This window comes from Streptomyces sp. NPDC091416 (assembly GCF_044756845.1).
GTDB lineage: Bacteria > Actinomycetota > Actinomycetes > Streptomycetales > Streptomycetaceae > Streptomyces.
Genome location: NZ_JBIVTU010000002.1, coordinates 269,039 through 287,353, shown reverse-complemented (window position 1 = coordinate 287,353; position 18,315 = coordinate 269,039). Strand labels below are relative to the sequence as shown.

Below are 18,315 nucleotides of genomic sequence, written 5' to 3'. Positions count from 1 at the left end.
ACGAGAAGAGGAAACCGATGAGCACCGACTGGCGGCTCTTCCGTGGAGGCGACGTCGAACCGCATCCCGTCACCGCGTGGCCCGCGCCACCGCCGTGGCGGACCTTCAGCGGCGGCGAGAGCCCGGAGGAGACCGAGAAGCCGGCGCCCGGGCAGCCCCGCCGGCGGTACGTGATCTCCGAGACCGACCGCGACATCGTCAACACCGCCCTCCACCTCCATCGCCCGCTGCTCGTCACCGGCCGCCCCGGCACCGGCAAGTCCACGCTCGCCCGGGCCGTCGCCCGCGAACTCTGCCTGGGCGAGGTCCTGCACTGGCCGGTCAACAGCCGTTCCACCCTGGCCGAGGGGCTGTACCGCTACGACGCGGTCGGCCGGCTCAGGGACGCCTCCCTGCGCGGCGGCACCGGCGACGGGGACACCGCCGAGCCCGACATCGGCGACTACCTCCGGCTCGGCCCGCTCGGCACCGCGCTCCTGCCGAGCGGCGACCCGAGGGTGCTGCTCATCGACGAGCTGGACAAGGGCGATGTCGACCTGCCCAACGACCTGCTCACCGTGTTCGAGGAGGGGACCTACGAGATCCCCGAACTGGCCCGGCTCAAGGGCGAGTCGGCGCAGGTCCGGGTCGCCGGCCCGGGCGACGTCCGGGCCACCGTCACCGACGGCCGGGTCACCTGCCGCACCTTCCCCGTCGTGGTCATCACCAGCAACGGCGAACGCGACTTCCCGCCCGCCTTCCTGCGCCGCTGCGTCCGCCTGGACCTCAAGCAGCCGGACGCCGACCAGCTGCGCTCCATCGTCGGCATGCACCTCGGCACGGCCGCCGCGACGCAGGCCGAGCGGCTGATCGAGGAGTTCCTGCGGCTGCGCGACACCCAGGCGCACGACCTGGCGACCGACCAGCTGCTCAACGCCGTCCATCTGCGGGTCTCGGGCGCGGCGATGGACTTCGACAAGCTGCGCGACACGGTGTTCCGCTCGCTCGGGGACCTGGGCGCCTGATGTTCGACCGGCTCACTGCCCTCCTCGGCCGCGCCGGAGTGGACCTGTCCACCGAGGAGCTGCTCGACGTCCTGTGGATCGCCGAGGTGCGGCGGCGGGGCGAGCCGGGGCACGAGCCGCCGCCCGGACCCGTGCCGGACGCCCGCCCGGTCCGCGCCCTCGAACCCGAGGAGCAGACCCGCGACTACGGCTCCCGCCGGTCCGGCCACGACTTCCCGGTGCCCGAACCCGAACCGGAACGCGTCGAACCGCAGGGCCTGTACGCTCCCGCGGCCACTGGCTCCGCGACGGGCCGGTCCGCGCGCGCGGTCGGTGTGACCGGGGTGCGGTCCCTGGAGTCGCAGCGCGCCCTGAACCGGGCGATGCGCCCGCTGCGCCGCACGGTCGGCTCCCGCACCGACCTGGTGCTCGACGAGGCGGCGACCGTCGAGCGGATGGCCGAGACCTCCCTGCCCGAACCCGTTCTGCGGCCCCGGCCCGAACGCTGGCTGAGCGCCGTCCTCGTGGTCGACGACGGCCCCTCCATGGTGCTCTGGCAGCGCTACGCGGCCGAGATCCGCGCCCTGCTGGAGAGCCAGGGAGCCTTCCACGACCTCCGCGTCCACGGCCTCGACAGCTCCGGCGGCCCCGGCCCGCTGCTGCACGCCCGCCCCTTCGCCCCCGGCCCCCGCACCCAGGCCGCCCTGCGGACCGACCCGGTGCGCCCCACCCCGGTCCTGGTGCTCTCCGACATGGTGGGACCCGCCTGGCACTCCGGCGCCGTCCCCGCGCTGCTGCGGAGCTGGGGGCGGCAGGCCCCCGTCACGATCATCCAGCCGCTGCCCGAACGGATGTGGCCCGCCCCCGGCGGCCACCCGGCCGAACGCCTCCTGGTCCGCTCCCGCCACCCGGCCGCCCCCAGCCGTGCCCTGCGCGTCACCCACCCCGTGCTGCCGCCCGAGCTGGTGTCCTACGGCGGCACGCCCGTCCCGGTCCTGGAGGCCGTCGAGGGCCGGCTCGCCCCGTGGGTCTCGCTGCTCACCGAGGGCGACAGCCGCGCCGCGCTGCCGGTGCTGATGATCCCCGACACAGGCCCCGAGCCCGCGGCGCGGGTGCCTGCGGAGAGCACGGCACCCCCGCCCCCGCCCTCGCCCTCGCCCGAGGAGCGGTTCCGCCGCTTCCGGGAGGCCGCCTCTCCGGAGGGCCGGCGGCTGGCCGGCGCCCTGGCCTCGGTCACCCCGCTCACCCTGCCCGTCATGCGCCTGGTCCACGAGGCCCACCGCACCGCCGGAGGCACCTTCCACCGCGCCCAGCTCGCGGAGGTCTTCCTCGGCGGCCTGCTGCGCCGCTCCGGGCGGAGCGCGACGGGCGACGGTGCCGAATACGCCTTCCTGCCCGGCGTCGCGGACCTGCTCCTCGACACCGTCCGCACGTCGGTGGCTCTGGACACCGCCGACCGGGTCGGCGCGTACCTGCTGGAACGCAGCGGCGCGGGGCCCGAGTTCCGTGCCCGGCTCTCCGGCGACGGCTCCGACGCCACGACGAGCCTGCCCGACCACGCCGGCCCCTTCGCCGCCGCCTCCCCGGAACTGCTGCGCCGCCTCGGCCTCGCGGACGGCGCGGGGACCGACCCGCGCCCCGAACCACGCCCGACGGACGCTCCGGAGCCGGAGCCGGCCCCCGCCGAGGAGCAGGAGGCCGACGGGCCGGTGGGACCGGCGGAGCTGTTCGTGATGGAGGAGATGGCGCCCGCTCTGGTGGCGTTCGCGCGGCGGGTGCTGGAGGATCCGGCGGTCCCGGGGGTGGTGGTGCGTGAGGCCGACCCCATCGTGGACCTCGCCGAGAGCTGGCAGCCGGGCTTCGGATGGAACCCGGTCACACATGTCGCGAGCCTGGGCAGACGGCTCGTCGAGTGCCGCATGGCCGGACTCCGGGAAGAACTGACGCTGCTGATCCGCGAGTTGCTGACGGATCTGCGGACACGGACCGACCTGGTCACCCGGACCATGTGGGGCAACCTCGCCATCGCGCTGAGCGGACTGGGCGAGACTGCCGAGGCGACGGACGAGCTGAGGGCCATCATCGCCATCGCAGCCGAGACCCACGGCCCCGACCACGACTACACCCTCAACGCCCGCCGTTTCCTCCAGGAGATGCTCTATGACGACGACTGCTACGCCGAGGCGGTCGAGGAGGGCACCGGCCTGCTGACGGCGTACCGGCGGCTGGACGCCGAGGAGTTCCGGTGGGAGTACACCCAGGTCCTGAAGTACCAGGCGTACGCCCTCCACCGGCTGGACCGGCCGCAGGAGGCGCAGGAGCTGCTGTCCCTGGTGCTCGCGCGGCAGTCGAGGCAGGAGGACCGGACCTCGCTCAACCTGAGACTCCACACCCGTTCCTGGTACGCGGCCACGCTCTCCGAGCAGGGGCACTACGCGGAGGCGGAGAGCGAACTGCGCGCCGGCCTCGTGGAACTGGAAGGGTCCGAAGGCGACGCCGAGGGGGCGGGCGTGATCAGGATCCTGGACGGTCTGGCCGACCTGCTCGACGACTTCGGACGGCACGAGGAGGCCGAGCCGTACCGCCGGGCGACCATCGAGGCCAGTCAGCGGTATTACGGAGCCGACCGGATGACCACGTTCCGGGCATGGCGGGACCTGATTGCGACGCTCCGCAGCCTGGAACGCTTTCCGGAGGCGCGCGACGAGGTCGATGCGCTGGAGCCGCGTGTCCTGGAGGCCTTGGGCGAGTACCACCGGGAGACCCTCTCCGTCCGCGAGATCCAGGCGCTCATCCGTGGGGACCTGCACGAGTACGACGACGCGGTGGACCGGATGCACCGGGTGATCGAGCAGACGGAGAGCCTGGGACCGAGCGAGCGGCGGGCGGCGCTCGGCTTCCGTCACGACCTGGGGGCCGTGCTGCACGCGGCGGGGCGGTCCGAGGAGGCGGAGCAGCTGTTGCGCGTACTCCTGGCGGACATGTGCGAGCAGCTGGGCCCGGAGCATGTCTTCACCGGGCTGGGGCGCTATCACCTGGCTCATGTGCTGATGTCCCTGGACCGTGACGAGGAGGCGCTCGCCCTCTTCCAGGAGCTGCTCGTCATCGAGGAACGCACCCTGCCCGAGTGGAGCCTGTCCACGGCGAAGACACGGCAGCGGATGGCGACGGTTCTCACAAACCTCGGACGGCACGAGGAGGCGGCCGGACAACTGGGTCTCGCGTGGGCCGCGCACGTGCGCGCCATGGGACCGGACGCCCTGCCGGCGCTGTCCGTCGGGCACCGCTACGGCGTTGCCCTGACGGCCGTCGGCCGCCACCGGGAAGCCGTCGACGTCCTCACCACCGTCGTCGGGGGACGCCGCACCCGGCGCGGCGAGGCCCACCCCGACACCCTCCGCTCCCGCCAGCGTCTGGGCGACGCGCTCGCCGCCCAGGGGCTGGCGGACCGGGCCCGCGCCGAGTGGACGGAGGTCCGGGACAACGCGTCCGCCGAGCTGGGGGAGGACCACGAGATCGTGCGTACGGCCAACGAGTCCCTGGCGGCACTGGGTGCCCCGCCCGCTCCACCGCTCAGATGAGCGCGCAATGACGTCGATTCGCGCCCGATTCGCTGCCTGGCCCCGCCTTCGCATCGCATCGAGGGCTCACGTGTGGCCGTAAGTGACGGCAGTGGCACCGTACGCTGCCCGTCAGGTGTCCGGATGGCGACATCTGAGCGCCGCCTCCGGCGTGATCCTCGCCACGTCTGATGATCCAGACGCTCACATGAGCATCCATCTCAGGGGTGCACTTCTCAAATGACGGCACTGCGTGCCAAGGGGTCGAACTTTGATCGATCGACGCTTCCCTTACGTACCGTTGCCAAAGGCGGCGTATCCAATCGCTGTACGTCACCATTGGTTCAAGAAGTAAACGCTTGAGCTCGCCGGGGCGCCGACTCGCGCCACTTTCGATCTGCTGGCGGACGGGTGGTTGAGGCCTCACGACGCGCAGGCGCACATACCCAGACACCTTCGATCTGGGTATGTTCCTCGCCGTCAGGGCAGCCACCGCGTCGTCGAGGAGTCGAGACCCGTGTCGGAAAACGAAGACCTTCAGAAGTTCGTCTACGACTTCACCGAGGGCAACAAGGAACTGAAGGACCTTCTCGGCGGGAAGGGTGCGAACCTCGCCGAGATGACCAACCTCGGGCTTCCGGTTCCTCCGGGTTTCACCATCACCACCGAGGCCTGCAAGGTCTACCTCGACAGCGGCGACGAGCCGGCCGCGCTGCGCGACGAGGTGAGTGCGCACCTCGACGCCCTTGAGGCGCGGATGGGCAAGAAGCTCGGCCAGGCCGACGACCCGCTGCTGGTGTCCGTCCGCTCCGGTGCCAAGTTCTCGATGCCCGGCATGATGGACACGGTCCTCAACATCGGCCTCTCCGACGCCTCCGTCGTCGGCCTCGTCGCCCAGTCCGGCGACGAGCGGTTCGCGTGGGACTCCTACCGCCGCCTGATCCAGATGTTCGGCAAGACCGTCCTCGGGGTCGACGGCGACCTCTTCGAGGAGGCGCTGGAGGCCGCCAAGGAGGCCAAGGGCGTCACCGTCGACGTGGACCTCGACGCGGGCGACCTGAAGAAGCTGGTCAAGCAGTTCAAGAAGATCGTCACGCGGGACGCCGGGCGCGACTTCCCCCAGGACGCGCGCGAGCAGATGGACCTGGCCATAAAGGCGGTCTTCGACTCGTGGAACACCGACCGGGCCAAGCTCTACCGCCGCCAGGAGCGCATCCCCGGCGACCTCGGCACCGCCGTCAACGTCTGCTCGATGGTCTTCGGCAACCTCGGCCCGGACTCCGGCACCGGTGTCGCCTTCACCCGTGACCCCGCCAGCGGCCACCAGGGCGTGTACGGCGACTACCTGCAGAACGCGCAGGGCGAGGACGTCGTCGCGGGTATCCGCAACACCGTGCCGCTCGCCGAGCTGGAGTCCATCGACAAGAAGTCGTACGACCAGCTGATGCAGATCATGGAGACGCTGGAGACCCACTACAAGGACCTCTGCGACATCGAGTTCACCATCGAGCGCGGTCAGCTGTGGATGCTCCAGACCCGGGTCGGAAAGCGCACCGCCGGTGCCGCCTTCCGGATCGCCACCCAGCTCGTGGACCAGGGACTCATCGACGAGGCCGAGGCGCTCCAGCGCGTCAACGGCGCACAGCTCGCGCAGCTGATGTTCCCGCGCTTCGACGACGAGGCGAAGACCGAGCGGCTGGGCCGCGGCATCGCCGCGTCGCCGGGCGCCGCGGTCGGCAAGGCCGTCTTCGACTCGTACACCGCCGTCAAGTGGTCCCGCTCCGGCGAGAAGGTCATCCTCATCCGCCGTGAGACCAACCCGGACGACCTCGACGGCATGATCGCAGCCGAGGGCATCCTGACCTCGCGCGGCGGCAAGACCTCGCACGCGGCCGTCGTCGCCCGCGGCATGGGCAAGACCTGTGTCTGTGGCGCCGAGGACCTGGAGGTCGACACCAAGCGCCGCCGGATGACGGTGGGCGGGCGGGTCGTCGAGGAGGGCGACGTCGTCTCCATCGACGGCTCGACCGGCAAGGTGTACCTCGGTGAGGTACCCGTCGTACCGTCGCCGGTCGTCGAGTACTTCGAGGGCCGGATGCACGCGGGCGCCGACGACGCCGACGAGCTGGTCGCCGCCGTGCACCGGATCATGGCGTACGCGGACCGGGTGCGCCGGCTGCGGGTGCGGGCCAACGCGGACAACGCGGAGGACGCCCTGCGGGCCCGCCGCTTCGGCGCCCAGGGCATCGGGCTGTGCCGCACCGAGCACATGTTCCTCGGCGAGCGCCGCGAGATGGTCGAGAAGCTGATCCTGGCCGACACCGACCAGGAGCGCGAGACGGCCCTGGAGCAGCTGCTGCCGCTCCAGAAGGCCGACTTCATCGAGCTCTTCGAGGCGATGGACGGACTGCCCGTCACCGTACGGCTGCTGGACCCGCCGCTGCACGAGTTCCTGCCCGACATCACCGAGCTCTCGGTCCGCGTCGCGCTCGCGGAGTCCCGCAAGGACGCCAACGAGAACGACCTGCGGCTGTTGCAGGCCGTGCACAAGCTGCACGAGCAGAACCCGATGCTCGGCCTGCGCGGGGTCCGGCTCGGCCTGGTCATCCCCGGCCTGTTCGCGATGCAGGTGCGGGCGATCGCCGAGGCGGCCGCCGAGCGCAAGAACGCCAAGGGTGACCCGCGCGCCGAGATCATGATCCCGCTCGTTGGTACGGTCCAGGAGCTGGAGATCGTCCGCGAGGAGGCCGACCGCGTCATCGCCGAGGTCCAGGCCGCCACGGGCACGAACCTCAAGCTGAAGATCGGCACGATGATCGAGCTTCCGCGTGCCGCGCTCACCGCAGGCCAGATCGCCGAGGCCGCCGAGTTCTTCTCCTTCGGCACCAACGACCTGACGCAGACGGTGTGGGGCTTCTCCCGCGACGACGTGGAGGCCTCGTTCTTCACCGCGTACCTGGAGAAGGGCATCTTCGGGGTGTCGCCGTTCGAGACGATCGACAAGGACGGCGTGGGTTCGCTGGTACGCAGCGCGGTAGCGGCCGGCAAGGCCACCCGTCCCGACCTGAAGCTCGGCGTCTGCGGCGAGCACGGCGGCGACCCGGAGTCGGTGCACTTCTTCCACGAGGTGGGACTGGACTACGTCTCCTGCTCGCCCTTCCGCATTCCGGTGGCCCGCCTTGAGGCGGGCCGGGCGGCAGCGGAATCGAAGGGCAGCGACAGCCGCTGAGGCGGCAGGGCCACTGATTCCGCGGGCTGCGGCCGGACCGGGCGACCCTCACCGGCCGGGCGGCGGCCGCGGAATTCCCTGAGGCGGCGGCACCCTGTGCGGGGGTGCCGCCGCCTCGCCATGTGTACGGCCCCGGACCTTCATGTGTACGGACCCCGGCCATCGTGTGCGTGGACCCCAGCGGTCAGGTACGCGAACCCCGGGGGAATGCGAGCGCTTACTGTAATGTCCGCGTCACTTCGTTGCGTCGTTTAATGCGCAAAGAGAATGGGCCGGAACGGGACCGGGGTGCGGTCCATGGATCCCCATCCACGGACCGCACCCGGCTTACCCCCGTCGAGTGCGGAGCCGCACCGTCGCCAACCGCCGCCGAACGAGCAAAACCCCCCACGGCCTTCACTCGCTCTTCCGGTGGCTTCGGAATCGCACCCGACGTCGTACAGCCTTTCGGGTGACGGCGGGTCGGGGCGAGACGTTTCACCTCTGGCCGAAACCCCGTGGTGACGTGTAGTAACTCTTCGCATACCCTGGCGCGGGGGCAATTGCAGGTGCAAGGGGTGGGGGTTCGGTGCTGCGTATCCATGTCTCCGGGTGGGACCTTTCCAAGGTGCGGATGGCCACCGGGCCGGACGCATTATGGGAGACCATTCTCAGCTTTCACCGACTGAGGGACCGGCGGGCTTCCACGGTGTTCGGGAAATGGCGCTCGGAAGCGCGAACGCGGTTGAATGGTGAAGTACGTCTGCTGTCCGCCGTGGTTCCACCGCGCGGCTATTTCCCGGACTTCCTGACGCCTTCTCGGGAAGGCGCCGAACCGATGGACTTCACCACCGGAATGGAAGCCCTGCGCGACACCCCGCCCGAGCGCCTCCGGGCCGAACTGGCGTTGCTGGGAGCCCAGGCGGCCGCCGGCGGCCGCGGCGCGGTCAGGCAGGCGGTCCGGCCCGTGGCGCCGGACGCGCTGGGCGAGGGCCGGGCCGAGCCCCTGGGCCGGCTCATCGGCGTGCTGCGCGCCTACCACCGGGCCGCCGTCGAGCCGTACTGGCCGCACATCCAGGCCAGCGTCGAGGCCGACCGTGCCCTGCGCGGCCGCGCACTCCTGGACGGCGGCGCCGACGAGCTGCTCGCCTCGCTCCCGCCGGTGATCCGCTGGCGGGCCCCCGTACTGGAGGCGGACTACCCGGTCGACCGGGATCTCCATCTGGACGGCCGCGGCCTGCTCCTCCAGCCGTCGTTCTTCTGCCGCGGGACTCCGGTCGTCTACCGTGACCCGCTGCTCCCGCCGGTGCTCGTCTACCCCGTCACCCACGCCGCCGCCCCGGTCTTCGCCGAACCGGGCCCCTGGCTCGGCCGGCTGCTCGGGAACACCCGATCGACGGTCCTGCGGGTCATCGGCGACGGCTGCACGACCAGCGAACTCGCCCGCCGAGCCGGAGTGTCCCTCGCCTCGGCCAGCCAGCACGCCTGTGTGCTGCGCGAGGCGGGCCTGGTCCACACCCTGCGCCACGGCAGCTCGGTCCTGCACACGCTCACCCCGCTGGGCGGCTCGCTGCTGCGGGGCGGTGCGCCGCTCGCCGTCTCCTGAGCCCCGGCCCTCCGCTCCGGCCCGGAGGTTTTCCGTCCGGCGCCGCGCGGGAAGGATTTTTCGTCCGGCGCCGATGAGTTCCCGGCGGTCCCGGCGTCTACCTGTCATCACGCGTTCGAGCAACGCACCGGGACACCACCGAGAGAGCGGGACGGCCATGCCTCAGATGATCTTCGTGAACCTGCCGGTCAAGGACCTCGAGACGACCAAGGGCTTCTTCGGCAAGCTGGGTTACTCCTTCAACCCGCAGTTCAGCGACGAGCACACCGCCTGTCTCGTCATCAGCGACACGATCTTCGCCATGCTCCTGGAGGAGCCGCGCTTCAAGGACTTCACCAAGAAGGAGATCACGGACGCCTCGACGCACACCGAGGTGATCCTGGCGCTGAGCGCCGAGAGCCGGGAGAAGGTGGACGAGCTGGCGGACACGGCACTCGCCTCCGGCGGATCGCCCGCCAACGAGACCCAGGACCTCGGCTTCATGTACGGCCGCTCCTTCCAGGACCCCGACCACCACATCTGGGAGGTCGTCTGGATGGACCCGGCGGCCGTCGAGGCCGGCGGCCAGCCCGCCTGATGCCCGGGGAGGCAGCCGCGCGGCGCCGGTGCGGACGCCGCGCGGCCGGGGTTCGGGCGGTCAGCCGCGGAACGGCCCCGTGACCTCGTACGTGATGCCGCCGGACGAGCTTCCGCTCGTGCCGCGCTGCGAGGAGAAGTAGAGCCGGGTGCCGTCCGGGGAGAACGCCGGGCCGGTGATCTCCGAGCCGGGCTGGCCGCTGATCCGCAGGAACGGGGCGACCGTGTCGTCCGGGGTGATCAGGCAGATCTCCATGTTCCCGCCGTCCTCGGCGACGTAGAGGTCACCCGACGCGGACCGGGTGACGTTGTCGACGCCCGTCAGCGGGGCGCTGCCGCCGGTGACCAGGGAGTCGTCGTAGACGAGCGAGATGCTGGACGCGTTCGCGTCGTACGCCCACACCCGGTTGTCGCCCTTGGTGGTGAACCAGCAGGTGCCCGCCGCGTAGAAGCAGCCCTCGCCGCCGTTGAACACCTTGGCGCCGGAGACCTGGTAGCGGGTCAGCGTGGGCGAGCCGTCCGGGTCGGGGACCGTTGCCCAGGTCACCGGGCCCGAGGTGCCGGTGCCGGCCACCAGGACCTGGAGGGTGCCGGAGGACAGGTTGCCCCAGGTGGTGGGGCGGAAGCGGTAGAAGCGGCCGTCCGTCTCGTCCTCGGTGAGGTAGACGTACCCGTGGTCCGGGTCGGCCGCCGCGGCCTCGTGCTTGAACCGGCCCAGCGCCGGGCGCTGCACGGCGGCGTTCACGCCCCACGGGTCGGTCTCGTAGACGAATCCGCGGCTGACCTCCTCGCAGGACAGCCAGGTGTTCCACGGCGTGCGGCCGCCCGCGCAGTTGTTGTTGGTGCCGGACAGGATCCGGGAGGCGGAGGTGATGGTTCCGGAGGAGTTGAAGCGCACCGCGCTCGCCCCGCCGCCGCTGCCGGAGGAGACCTCGGCGTTGGAGACGTAGATCCAGCCGCTGCCGTCGGCGAACGTGGCGCCCCCGTCGGGCGCGCTGTGCCAGGCGTACGAGGTGCCGGGGACGGTCTGCCCCGAGCGGGCCACGATCCTGCTGGTGAAGCCGCTCGGCAGCAGGATGCCGTTGCCGTTGGCGGCCTGCAGCGCGCCGTACGGGCCGGTGGCCGGCTGGGCGGGGCCGGCGAAGGCGGCACCCCGCCACAGGGTGCCGCCGAAGGCCGCAGCCGAGCCGCCGATCACCGCTGTGCGCAAGAAGGTCCGACGTTCCACGATCACTCCACGGGTGACGTGAGGGCCCGCCGGTCCGGTCGGCCCGGCGGGTCGAACGTCAGGACAGTAGAGGGACGCAGTTGACGGAGCGTCAACGCGTGGTGAACGGCCCGTGATCAGTCTGTCCGGGCCGTTCCCGGGCTCGTCCCGGTCCCGTCAGGCCGCGCGGACCTCGAAGACCGGCACCGAGACCTCGTCGTCGTCCAGGCAGGCGCCCGTCGCCAGGTCGAAGCGCTGCTTCAGGAGCGGGGAGGAGACGAACGGCTGTCCGCCCTCCGAACCGACCAGCCCGCGCGACAGGACGTACGCGCCGGTGAACGGGTCGCGGTTGTCGATCGCGTACGTGCGTCCCGTCCGGTCCACGAACAGCGCGACCTGCCGGCCGTCCGGGAGGAGCGCGGCGACTCCGCGGCCCGGCGTCAGCAGCGAGCGATCGCAGACGGTGAGCCAGTCGTCCCCGGCCGCGAGCCGGATGACCAGGGTGTCCTGCGCGGTCTCCGTCGTCCCGTTCATCGTCTGGGTCGTCATCAGGAGGCGGTCCCTTCAAGAGTGCGGATGGCGAGAACCGGGCCGGCGAGGATGTCCAGGTCGGGCTTGACCTGGTCGCGTTCCGGGACGAACTTCACCGACGGGTCGGGCGCGTCGGGTGCGTTGACGAAGGTCACGAAGCGGCGCAGCCGCTCCGGGTCGTTGATGGTCTCGGCCCACTCGTCGCGGTAGCCGCGGACGTGATCGGCCATCAGCCGCTCCAGCTCGTCGCAGAGCCCGAGCGAGTCGTGGACGACGACGTCCCGCACGTGCTCCAGGCCGCCCTCGATCCGGTCCAGCCAGGTCGAGGTGCGCTCCAGCCGGTCGGCGGTGCGGATGTAGAACATCAGGAACCGGTCGATGAGGCGGACCAGTTCGGCGTCGGACATGTCCTGGGCGAGCAGGTCCGCGTGGCGCGGCGTGGCGCCGCCGTTGCCGCCCACGTAGAGGTTCCAGCCGCCGGCCGTGGCGATGATCCCGAAGTCCTTGCCGCGCGCCTCCGCGCATTCACGGGCGCATCCGGAGACCGCCGACTTCAGCTTGTGCGGAGAGCGCAGGCCCCGGTAGCGCAGTTCCAGGTCGATCGCCATCTTCACGGAGTCCTGGACGCCGTAGCGGCACCAGGTCTGCCCCACACAGGACTTGACCGTCCGCAGCGACTTCCCGTACGCGTGCCCCGACTCGAAGCCCGCGTCGACCAGCCGGGTCCAGATCAGTGGCAGCTGATCGACGCGGGCGCCGAACAGGTCGATCCGCTGACCGCCGGTGATCTTGGTGTAGAGGCCGAAGTCCCGGGCCACCTCGCCGATCACGATCAGTTTCTCCGGCGTGATCTCACCGCCGGGGATGCGCGGCACGATCGAGTACGAACCGTTGCGCTGGAGGTTGGCCAGGAAGTGGTCGTTGGTGTCCTGGAGGGCCGCCTGCTCGCCGTCCAGGACATAGCCGCTCGCGCCGACCGTGGGCGCCAGCGAGGCGATGATCGAGCCGATCGTGGGCTTGCAGACCTCGCAGCCCTCGCCCCCGCGCGCCGCCTCGCGGCCGTGCGAGTCGAGCAGCTCGGCGTACGACGTGATCTCCAGGGCGCGGACGATCTCGTACAGCTCGCTGCGGGTGTACGAGAAGCAGCCGCACAGGCCCTTGTCCTGGCTCTGCGGCAGCAGCTGGCCGATGACCTTGACGCAACTGCCGCAGCCCGTACCGGCCTTGGTGCACTTCTTCACCTCGGGCAGTGTGGTGTGCTCGCAGATCGCGCCCTTGGTGACGTTGTGGCAGGAACAGATCACGGCCTCGTCGGGCAGCGAGGAGGGACCGAGGGTGACCGGCCCGCCCGCGCCGGCCGGCAGGACCAGCTGCTCGGGGGCGACCGGCAGGACCGTGCCCGTCATCGGGCGCAGCGTGCCGTACTGGTCGGCGTCCCCGACGAGCACCCCGCCGAGCAGCGTGCCGTCCTGGCCGATCACCAGCTTCTTGTAGACGCCGGAGCGGGAGTCCGCGTACACGACGTCCAGGCAGCCCTCGGCGGTCCCGTGCGCGTCACCGAAGGACGCGACGTCCACACCGAGCAGCTTCAGCTTCGTCGACAGGTCGGCTCCGGTGAACGACGCCTCCTTGCCCGCGATCACCTCGGCGGCCGTCTGCGCCATCTCGTAGCCGGGCGCCACCAGGCCGTACACCCGGCCGTCGGAGGCCAGCGCGCACTCGCCGATCGCGAAGACCGCCGGGTCGGAGGTCCGGCACTCCTCGTCGACGATGATGCCGCCGCGCTGCCCGACCGCCAGTCCGCAGTCCCGGGCCAGCTGGTCGCGGGGCCTGACACCGGCCGAGAAGACCACCAGATCCGTGGCGAGCGAGGAGCCGTCGGAGAGCGACATCCCGTTCACCGCGCCGTCCTCGCCCGCGGTGACCTCCTGGGTGCCGACGCCCGTGTGGACGGTCAGGCCCATGTTCTCGATGGTGCGCAGCAGCGCGGCGCCGCCGCCCTCGTCGACCTGGACGGGCATCAGCCGGGGCGCGAACTCCACCACGTGGGTGTCGAGTCCGAGCCCCTTCAGCGCACCCGCCGCCTCCAGGCCGAGGAGCCCGCCGCCGACGACCGCGCCGGTCGTCGCCGTCTTCGCGTACTCCTCGATCGCGAGCAGGTCCTCGATCGTGCGGTAGACGAAACAGCCCTCGGCGTCCTTGCCCGGGACGGGCGGGACGAACGGGTAGGAGCCGGTGGCCAGCACCAGCGTGTCGTAGCGGAAGGTCTCGCCGGAGCGGGCGGTGACCGTGCGCGCCTCGCGGTCCAGGGACTCGGCGGGGTCGCCGATCCGCAGCTCGAAGCCGTGCTGCTCCATGAAGCCCTGCTCGACCAGCGACAGGTCCTCGGGTGTCTTCCCTGAGAAGTACGAGGTCAGCTGCACCCGGTCGTAGGCGGGGCGGGGCTCCTCGCACAGGACGACGACCCGGGCGGTGCCGGCGGCGGCCGTCAGCCCGCGGTCGGCGAGGGCCTCCAGGAATCGCTGGCCGACCATTCCGTGCCCGACGACCACGATGGTCGGCACGGCTGCAGCGGTGGAGGTGTGGGCGGTCGGGAACGTGGACACCGGCATCTCAGAAGCCTCCGTCGTTGGTGAGCAGGTGGAGCAGGGACGTTTCGGCGGGGAGCGGTGCGTCGTCCTGCCAGGTGCGGGCCAGGGTGCCGACCGCGGCGAGATCGCCGAGCAGCACACCGCCCGCCAGCCGGTCGCCGCGGACGACGACCGTGCGGTACGCGCCCCGGGTGGCGTCCGCCAGCCGGATCACGTCGTCGCCGGGCAGCGGCCGGGAGTCGCCGAAGGCGGCGAGATCGAGCGACCCGGTAGCGGGGTCGGCCGGGCCGTTGAGCGTCAGCCGGGTCAGGGCCCGGGTGCCTTCGTAACGCGCCGCCCGGCCCGCCAGCACCTCGGCGAGCACATCGGCCTGCTCCAGCGCCGGGCCCGCGAGCCCGTACACGGTGGAGCGGTGCTCGGCGCAGTCGCCCACGGCGTGGATGTACGGATCGGAGGTGCGCAGCTCGTCGTCGACGACGACACCCTTGCGGACCTCCAGACCGGCCGCCTGGGCGAGGCCCGTCCGGGGACGCACCCCGCAGGCCAGCACGGTGATCTCGGCCGCCAGCTCGTATCCGTCGGCGAGCTCCACGGCCCGGACCGCACCGTCGGCGCAGCGCAGCCCGCGGACCCGGCACTCGGTGTGCACCTCGACGCCGAGGGCCTCCAGATGGCTCCGGAGCAGCCGGGCCGACTCCGCGTCCAGCTGCCGCTCCATGAGGTGCTCGCCCTGGTGGGCCAGCACCACCTGGGCGCCGCACTCGGCCAGCGCCCGGGCCGCCGACACGCCCAGGAGGCCGCCGCCGATGACGACCGCGCTCACCCCCGGCCGCACCGAGGCGCGCAGCGCCAGGCAGTCGTCGAGGGTGCGGAAGGCGTGCACCCCGTCCGGCAACGTGTTCCCGAGCCCGCGCAGCGGCGGGAGCACCGGGTTGGAGCCGGTCGCCAGCACCAGCCGCCCGTACCGCACGACGCTTCCGTCGTTGCAGTGCACCAGCCGGTCGTCCCGGTCGATCCGCACCACCCGGACCCCGCGCCTGACCTCGGCAGGGGGAAGGGCGATCACGTCCGCCGGATAGCGCCCGGCCAGCACCTCGGCCAGCAGCACCCGGTTGTAGGGGGCGTGCGTCTCCTCGCCGATGACGGTGACATCGGGCACCCGGGCGGCCAGGCGTGCGCCCGCCATCCCGGCGCCGATCACCACCACCCGCGCCGTGTTCTCCGTCCGTGTCCTCATGACAGGAAGCGTGACCTGGGGGTGTTACCCGTCCGGATCCCCGCTGTTTCCCGGGAGGAACCTTGCGCTCAGCGCCTGCGGGGTGTGTCTGTGAGGGCCGGGTGACGGCGGCAACCTCAGAGGCGGCTCAAGAATCCGGCGGCGGTTGGACGTGGCACGTGCCGCTTCCTTAAGGTCGCGATCATGCCTGACATCACCCTGACCACCCTCGTCGTGCTCTGCCTCGCCGCAGCCGCGGCCGGCTGGATCGACGCCGTGGTCGGGGGCGGCGGACTCCTCCTGCTGCCCGCGCTGCTGCTCGGACTGCCGCACGTCCCGGCCGCCCAGATCCTCGGCACGAACAAGGCCGTCGCGATCGTCGGTACCTCGGGCGCCGCCGTCACCTACGCGCGCAAGGCGCCCGTGAAGGTCGGCACGGCGCTGCGGATCGGTCTGGCGGCGCTCGCCGGATCGATGACCGGCGCCTTCTTCGCCGCCGGGATCAGCAGCGACGTGCTGCGCCCGGTGATCATGGTGGTGCTGGTGGCCGTCGCCGCGTTCGTGATGCTGCGGCCCCAGTTCGGCAGGTCCGCCGAGGACGGCACGGCACCCCGGGTCACCCGGGCCCGCACCGTCACCGCGATCGTCCTGGTGGGCGGCGGCATCGGCCTGTACGACGGGCTGTTCGGGCCGGGCACCGGCACCTTCCTCGTGCTGGCGCTCACCGCGGTGCTCCACCTCGACCTGGTGACGGCCTCCGCCACCGCGAAGATCGTCAACGTCTGCACCAACGGCGGGGCTCTGGCGATGTTCGCGTACCAGGGCAACGTGATGTGGCAGCTGGCCGCGCTGATGGCGGTGTTCAACCTGGCGGGCGGCCTGTTCGGGGCGCGGATGGCGCTGCGCAAGGGCAGTGAGTTCGTCCGCGGGGTGCTGCTGGTGGTGGTCTTCTCGCTGGTCGCGAAGCTCGCCTTCGACCAGTGGCAGGCCTGACGGTCCGACCGGGGGCGGGTTTGAGGGCGCTGTCCGGGGCCGGCCTCAGCGCACGCCGGTGAGATGGGCGTACGCCACCACGTTGCCCTCGTAGCCGGTCGACGGCGAGAACCCGCCGCCGCAGGTGATCAGGCGCAGCGATGCGTGCTCCGAGGCCCCGTACACCCGCCGGTCGGGGAAGTCCTCGTTGGCGTACACCTCGATCGCGTCGACCGAGAAGACGGCGGTGCGGCCGTCCCGGCGGAGCACCTCGACGGTGCTGCCCTTCTTCATCGACCCCAGGTCGTAGAAGACGGACGGTCCCTGGGCGTTGTCGACGTGACCGGCGACGATCGCGGTGCCCTTGGCGCCGGGCGGCGGGCCGTCCTCGTACCAGCCGACGATGTCGGTGTTCTCGGCCGGCGGTACGTCGAGGCTGCCGTCCGGTCCGAGTCCGAGCCGCATCATCGGGGCGTCCACCCGGATGCCCGGGATCGTGATGCGGACGGGCGCGGAGGGCCGCAGCGGCTCGGCGACCGGTGATCCGGGCAGCAGTCCGGGGCCGGCGGCGAAGGCGTCGGCGGAGGCCGGGGCCGGCGGGGTCAGCTGGGTGCCGGCGCCGTTCCGGATCAGCCAGAGGCCGGCCAGCGCCGCGACGACGAGCAGCCAGCCCTTGGCCTTCTGGGACACGGTCGTCCTCCGGGGGAGAGAGTTTGGTCCCGTCCCGGTGGCGCGGGGCCACCGGGACGGAATCCGGGCGGTACGGAGAGGTGGAAGTCTCCGTCAGCTGCCGTCCTGCGTGCCGCTCGCCCGGCGACGCAGGAGCCAGGCTCCGCCTACGGCGGTCGCGGCGAGTACGCCGGCTCCCGCCGCGATCTGGGTGGTGTCCGGTCCGACGCTGCCGCCGACACCGGTCTTCACGTGCCCCGTGGGGGCGGTGGGCGCGGCCGAGGTGGGGCGGCCCGAGGGGTGCTCGTGTCCCGAGGGGGTCGGGCGCGGGGTGGGGCGCGCGGTGGGGCGCGCGGTGGGCGTGCCGCGTCCGGGGAGCGCGGGGGCGTCCGGAACGAGGGCCGAGCCGGAGGCCTCGGCCTCGTCGAGCCCGGTGGTGTCGTACTCCTCGGAGTCGTACAGGTCCGAGGGCAGACCGGCACCGGCGGGCGAGTCCTCGTCGGACAGCAGACCGGCACCGGCGGGGGAGTCCTCGGCGGAGGACACCGCGGCGCTGTCCTTGCCCGTGGTGCTCGTGGTGCCCGCGGCCTTCACCTCGATCTCCCCGGTGGCCCGCTTGCCGTTCTCGCAGGCCACGTCGATGCTGTACGGTCCCGGCGCGATCGTGCCCGGCACCTGGAACGAACCGGCCAGGACCTCTTCGAGCGTGGCCGGTGCCAGCGCGAACTCGGAGGCGTCCAGGGCGCTCGCGTCACCGGTGGCGCCGGTGTCGCTGCCGCAGGCGGTGGTGTTCACGGTGACCGTGGACCCGGGGGCGGCGCTCGCCGGACTGATCTCCAATGGCCCGAGCTCATCCCCGTACGCGGACGGGGCGGCGGCGCTGAGGCCGAGCGCGGCAGCGGCGAGGGCCGCGGCGGCGGTGCCGGTCACGAGGCGAACAGGACTGCGCATGGGGGGTTCCTCCGGAGCGGGGACGGCGCGGGCTGGTGTGTCCTGGTTCCGAGCTAACGGCCGTCCCGCCACCCATGCCTGTTGACGCCGGGTCAGCATTCACCCGTTCGGACCGGCGCCGCCTCCTTGCCACCCCGCATGCGCGCAGGTCACAGCGGTGATGGCGGGGTGCGGCCCCCGTCCTTCGGTGCCCGGTGCCGATCGGGTGATGCGCGCCGAAAGGAGGAGTGGCGTACGTCACATGC

The 18,315-nt window shown here is 72.0% G+C and carries 12 protein-coding genes; 6 read left to right on the top strand and 6 right to left on the bottom strand.

The features are described 5' to 3' along the window. Nucleotides 1-17 precede the first annotated feature (17 nt). From ACIQMX_RS08215 to ACIQMX_RS08195, 5 genes are all read left to right on the top strand, one after another. Complete coding sequence (locus ACIQMX_RS08215) at nt 18-1,004, top strand: AAA family ATPase (RefSeq protein WP_402475855.1); 987 nt, start codon at nt 18-20, stop codon at nt 1,002-1,004. Continuing rightward, a complete protein-coding gene (locus tag ACIQMX_RS08210) occupies nt 1,004-4,564 on the top strand; it encodes an SAV_2336 N-terminal domain-related protein (RefSeq protein WP_402475854.1) in 3,561 nt (1,186 codons plus the stop codon). Before ACIQMX_RS08215 ends, ACIQMX_RS08210 begins: the two co-directional genes overlap by 1 nt. A gap of 496 nt (nt 4,565-5,060) precedes the next feature. Further along, the gene (gene ppdK / locus ACIQMX_RS08205; RefSeq protein WP_363069624.1) at nt 5,061-7,772 is read left to right on the top strand and encodes a pyruvate, phosphate dikinase; all 2,712 of its coding nucleotides are present in this window, start codon (nt 5,061-5,063) and stop codon (nt 7,770-7,772) included. A 568-nt stretch (nt 7,773-8,340) separates the two neighbouring features. After that, the gene (locus tag ACIQMX_RS08200; RefSeq protein ID WP_402475852.1) at nt 8,341-9,357 is read left to right on the top strand and encodes an ArsR/SmtB family transcription factor; all 1,017 of its coding nucleotides are present in this window, start codon (nt 8,341-8,343) and stop codon (nt 9,355-9,357) included. A gap of 157 nt (nt 9,358-9,514) precedes the next feature. Continuing rightward, nucleotides 9,515-9,934 carry a VOC family protein gene (locus ACIQMX_RS08195; RefSeq protein ID WP_363069628.1) on the top strand — a complete coding sequence of 140 codons (420 nt, stop codon included), beginning with the start codon at nt 9,515-9,517 and terminating at the stop codon, nt 9,932-9,934. A gap of 60 nt (nt 9,935-9,994) precedes the next feature. Here ACIQMX_RS08195 and ACIQMX_RS08190 read toward each other — a convergent pair whose 3' ends face one another. The 4 genes from ACIQMX_RS08190 to ACIQMX_RS08175 all read right to left on the bottom strand — a co-directional run bounded on the left by ACIQMX_RS08190 (nt 9,995) and on the right by ACIQMX_RS08175 (nt 15,499). Further along, on the bottom strand, nt 9,995-11,161 hold the full coding sequence (locus ACIQMX_RS08190) for an alkaline phosphatase PhoX (protein ID WP_402475850.1): 1,167 nt from the start codon (nt 11,159-11,161) through the stop codon (nt 9,995-9,997). A 156-nt stretch (nt 11,162-11,317) separates the two neighbouring features. After that, nucleotides 11,318-11,689 carry a nitrite reductase small subunit NirD gene (gene nirD / locus ACIQMX_RS08185; protein WP_402475848.1) on the bottom strand — a complete coding sequence of 124 codons (372 nt, stop codon included), beginning with the start codon at nt 11,687-11,689 and terminating at the stop codon, nt 11,318-11,320. Beyond that, on the bottom strand, nt 11,689-14,283 hold the full coding sequence (nirB, locus tag ACIQMX_RS08180) for a nitrite reductase large subunit NirB (RefSeq protein ID WP_402475847.1): 2,595 nt from the start codon (nt 14,281-14,283) through the stop codon (nt 11,689-11,691). Before nirB ends, nirD begins: the two co-directional genes overlap by 1 nt. Before the next feature lies 1 nt (nt 14,284). Beyond that, nucleotides 14,285-15,499, bottom strand: a complete 1,215-nt coding sequence (locus ACIQMX_RS08175; RefSeq protein ID WP_363069636.1) for an FAD-dependent oxidoreductase — start codon at nt 15,497-15,499, stop codon at nt 14,285-14,287. 183 nt (nt 15,500-15,682) lie between these two features. On the opposite strand from ACIQMX_RS08175, the gene ACIQMX_RS08170 reads away from it, so the two are divergent. Next, nucleotides 15,683-16,471 carry a TSUP family transporter gene (locus ACIQMX_RS08170; protein WP_363069638.1) on the top strand — a complete coding sequence of 263 codons (789 nt, stop codon included), beginning with the start codon at nt 15,683-15,685 and terminating at the stop codon, nt 16,469-16,471. Nucleotides 16,472-16,516: 45 nt separating this feature from the next. On the opposite strand, the gene ACIQMX_RS08165 is transcribed toward ACIQMX_RS08170, so the two are convergent. Then, the gene (locus tag ACIQMX_RS08165) at nt 16,517-17,140 is read right to left on the bottom strand and encodes a class F sortase (protein WP_363069640.1); all 624 of its coding nucleotides are present in this window, start codon (nt 17,138-17,140) and stop codon (nt 16,517-16,519) included. A 93-nt stretch (nt 17,141-17,233) separates the two neighbouring features. Then, nucleotides 17,234-18,070, bottom strand: a complete 837-nt coding sequence (locus tag ACIQMX_RS08160) for a hypothetical protein (protein WP_402476536.1) — start codon at nt 18,068-18,070, stop codon at nt 17,234-17,236. Between the last annotated feature and the right edge of the window lie 245 nt (nt 18,071-18,315).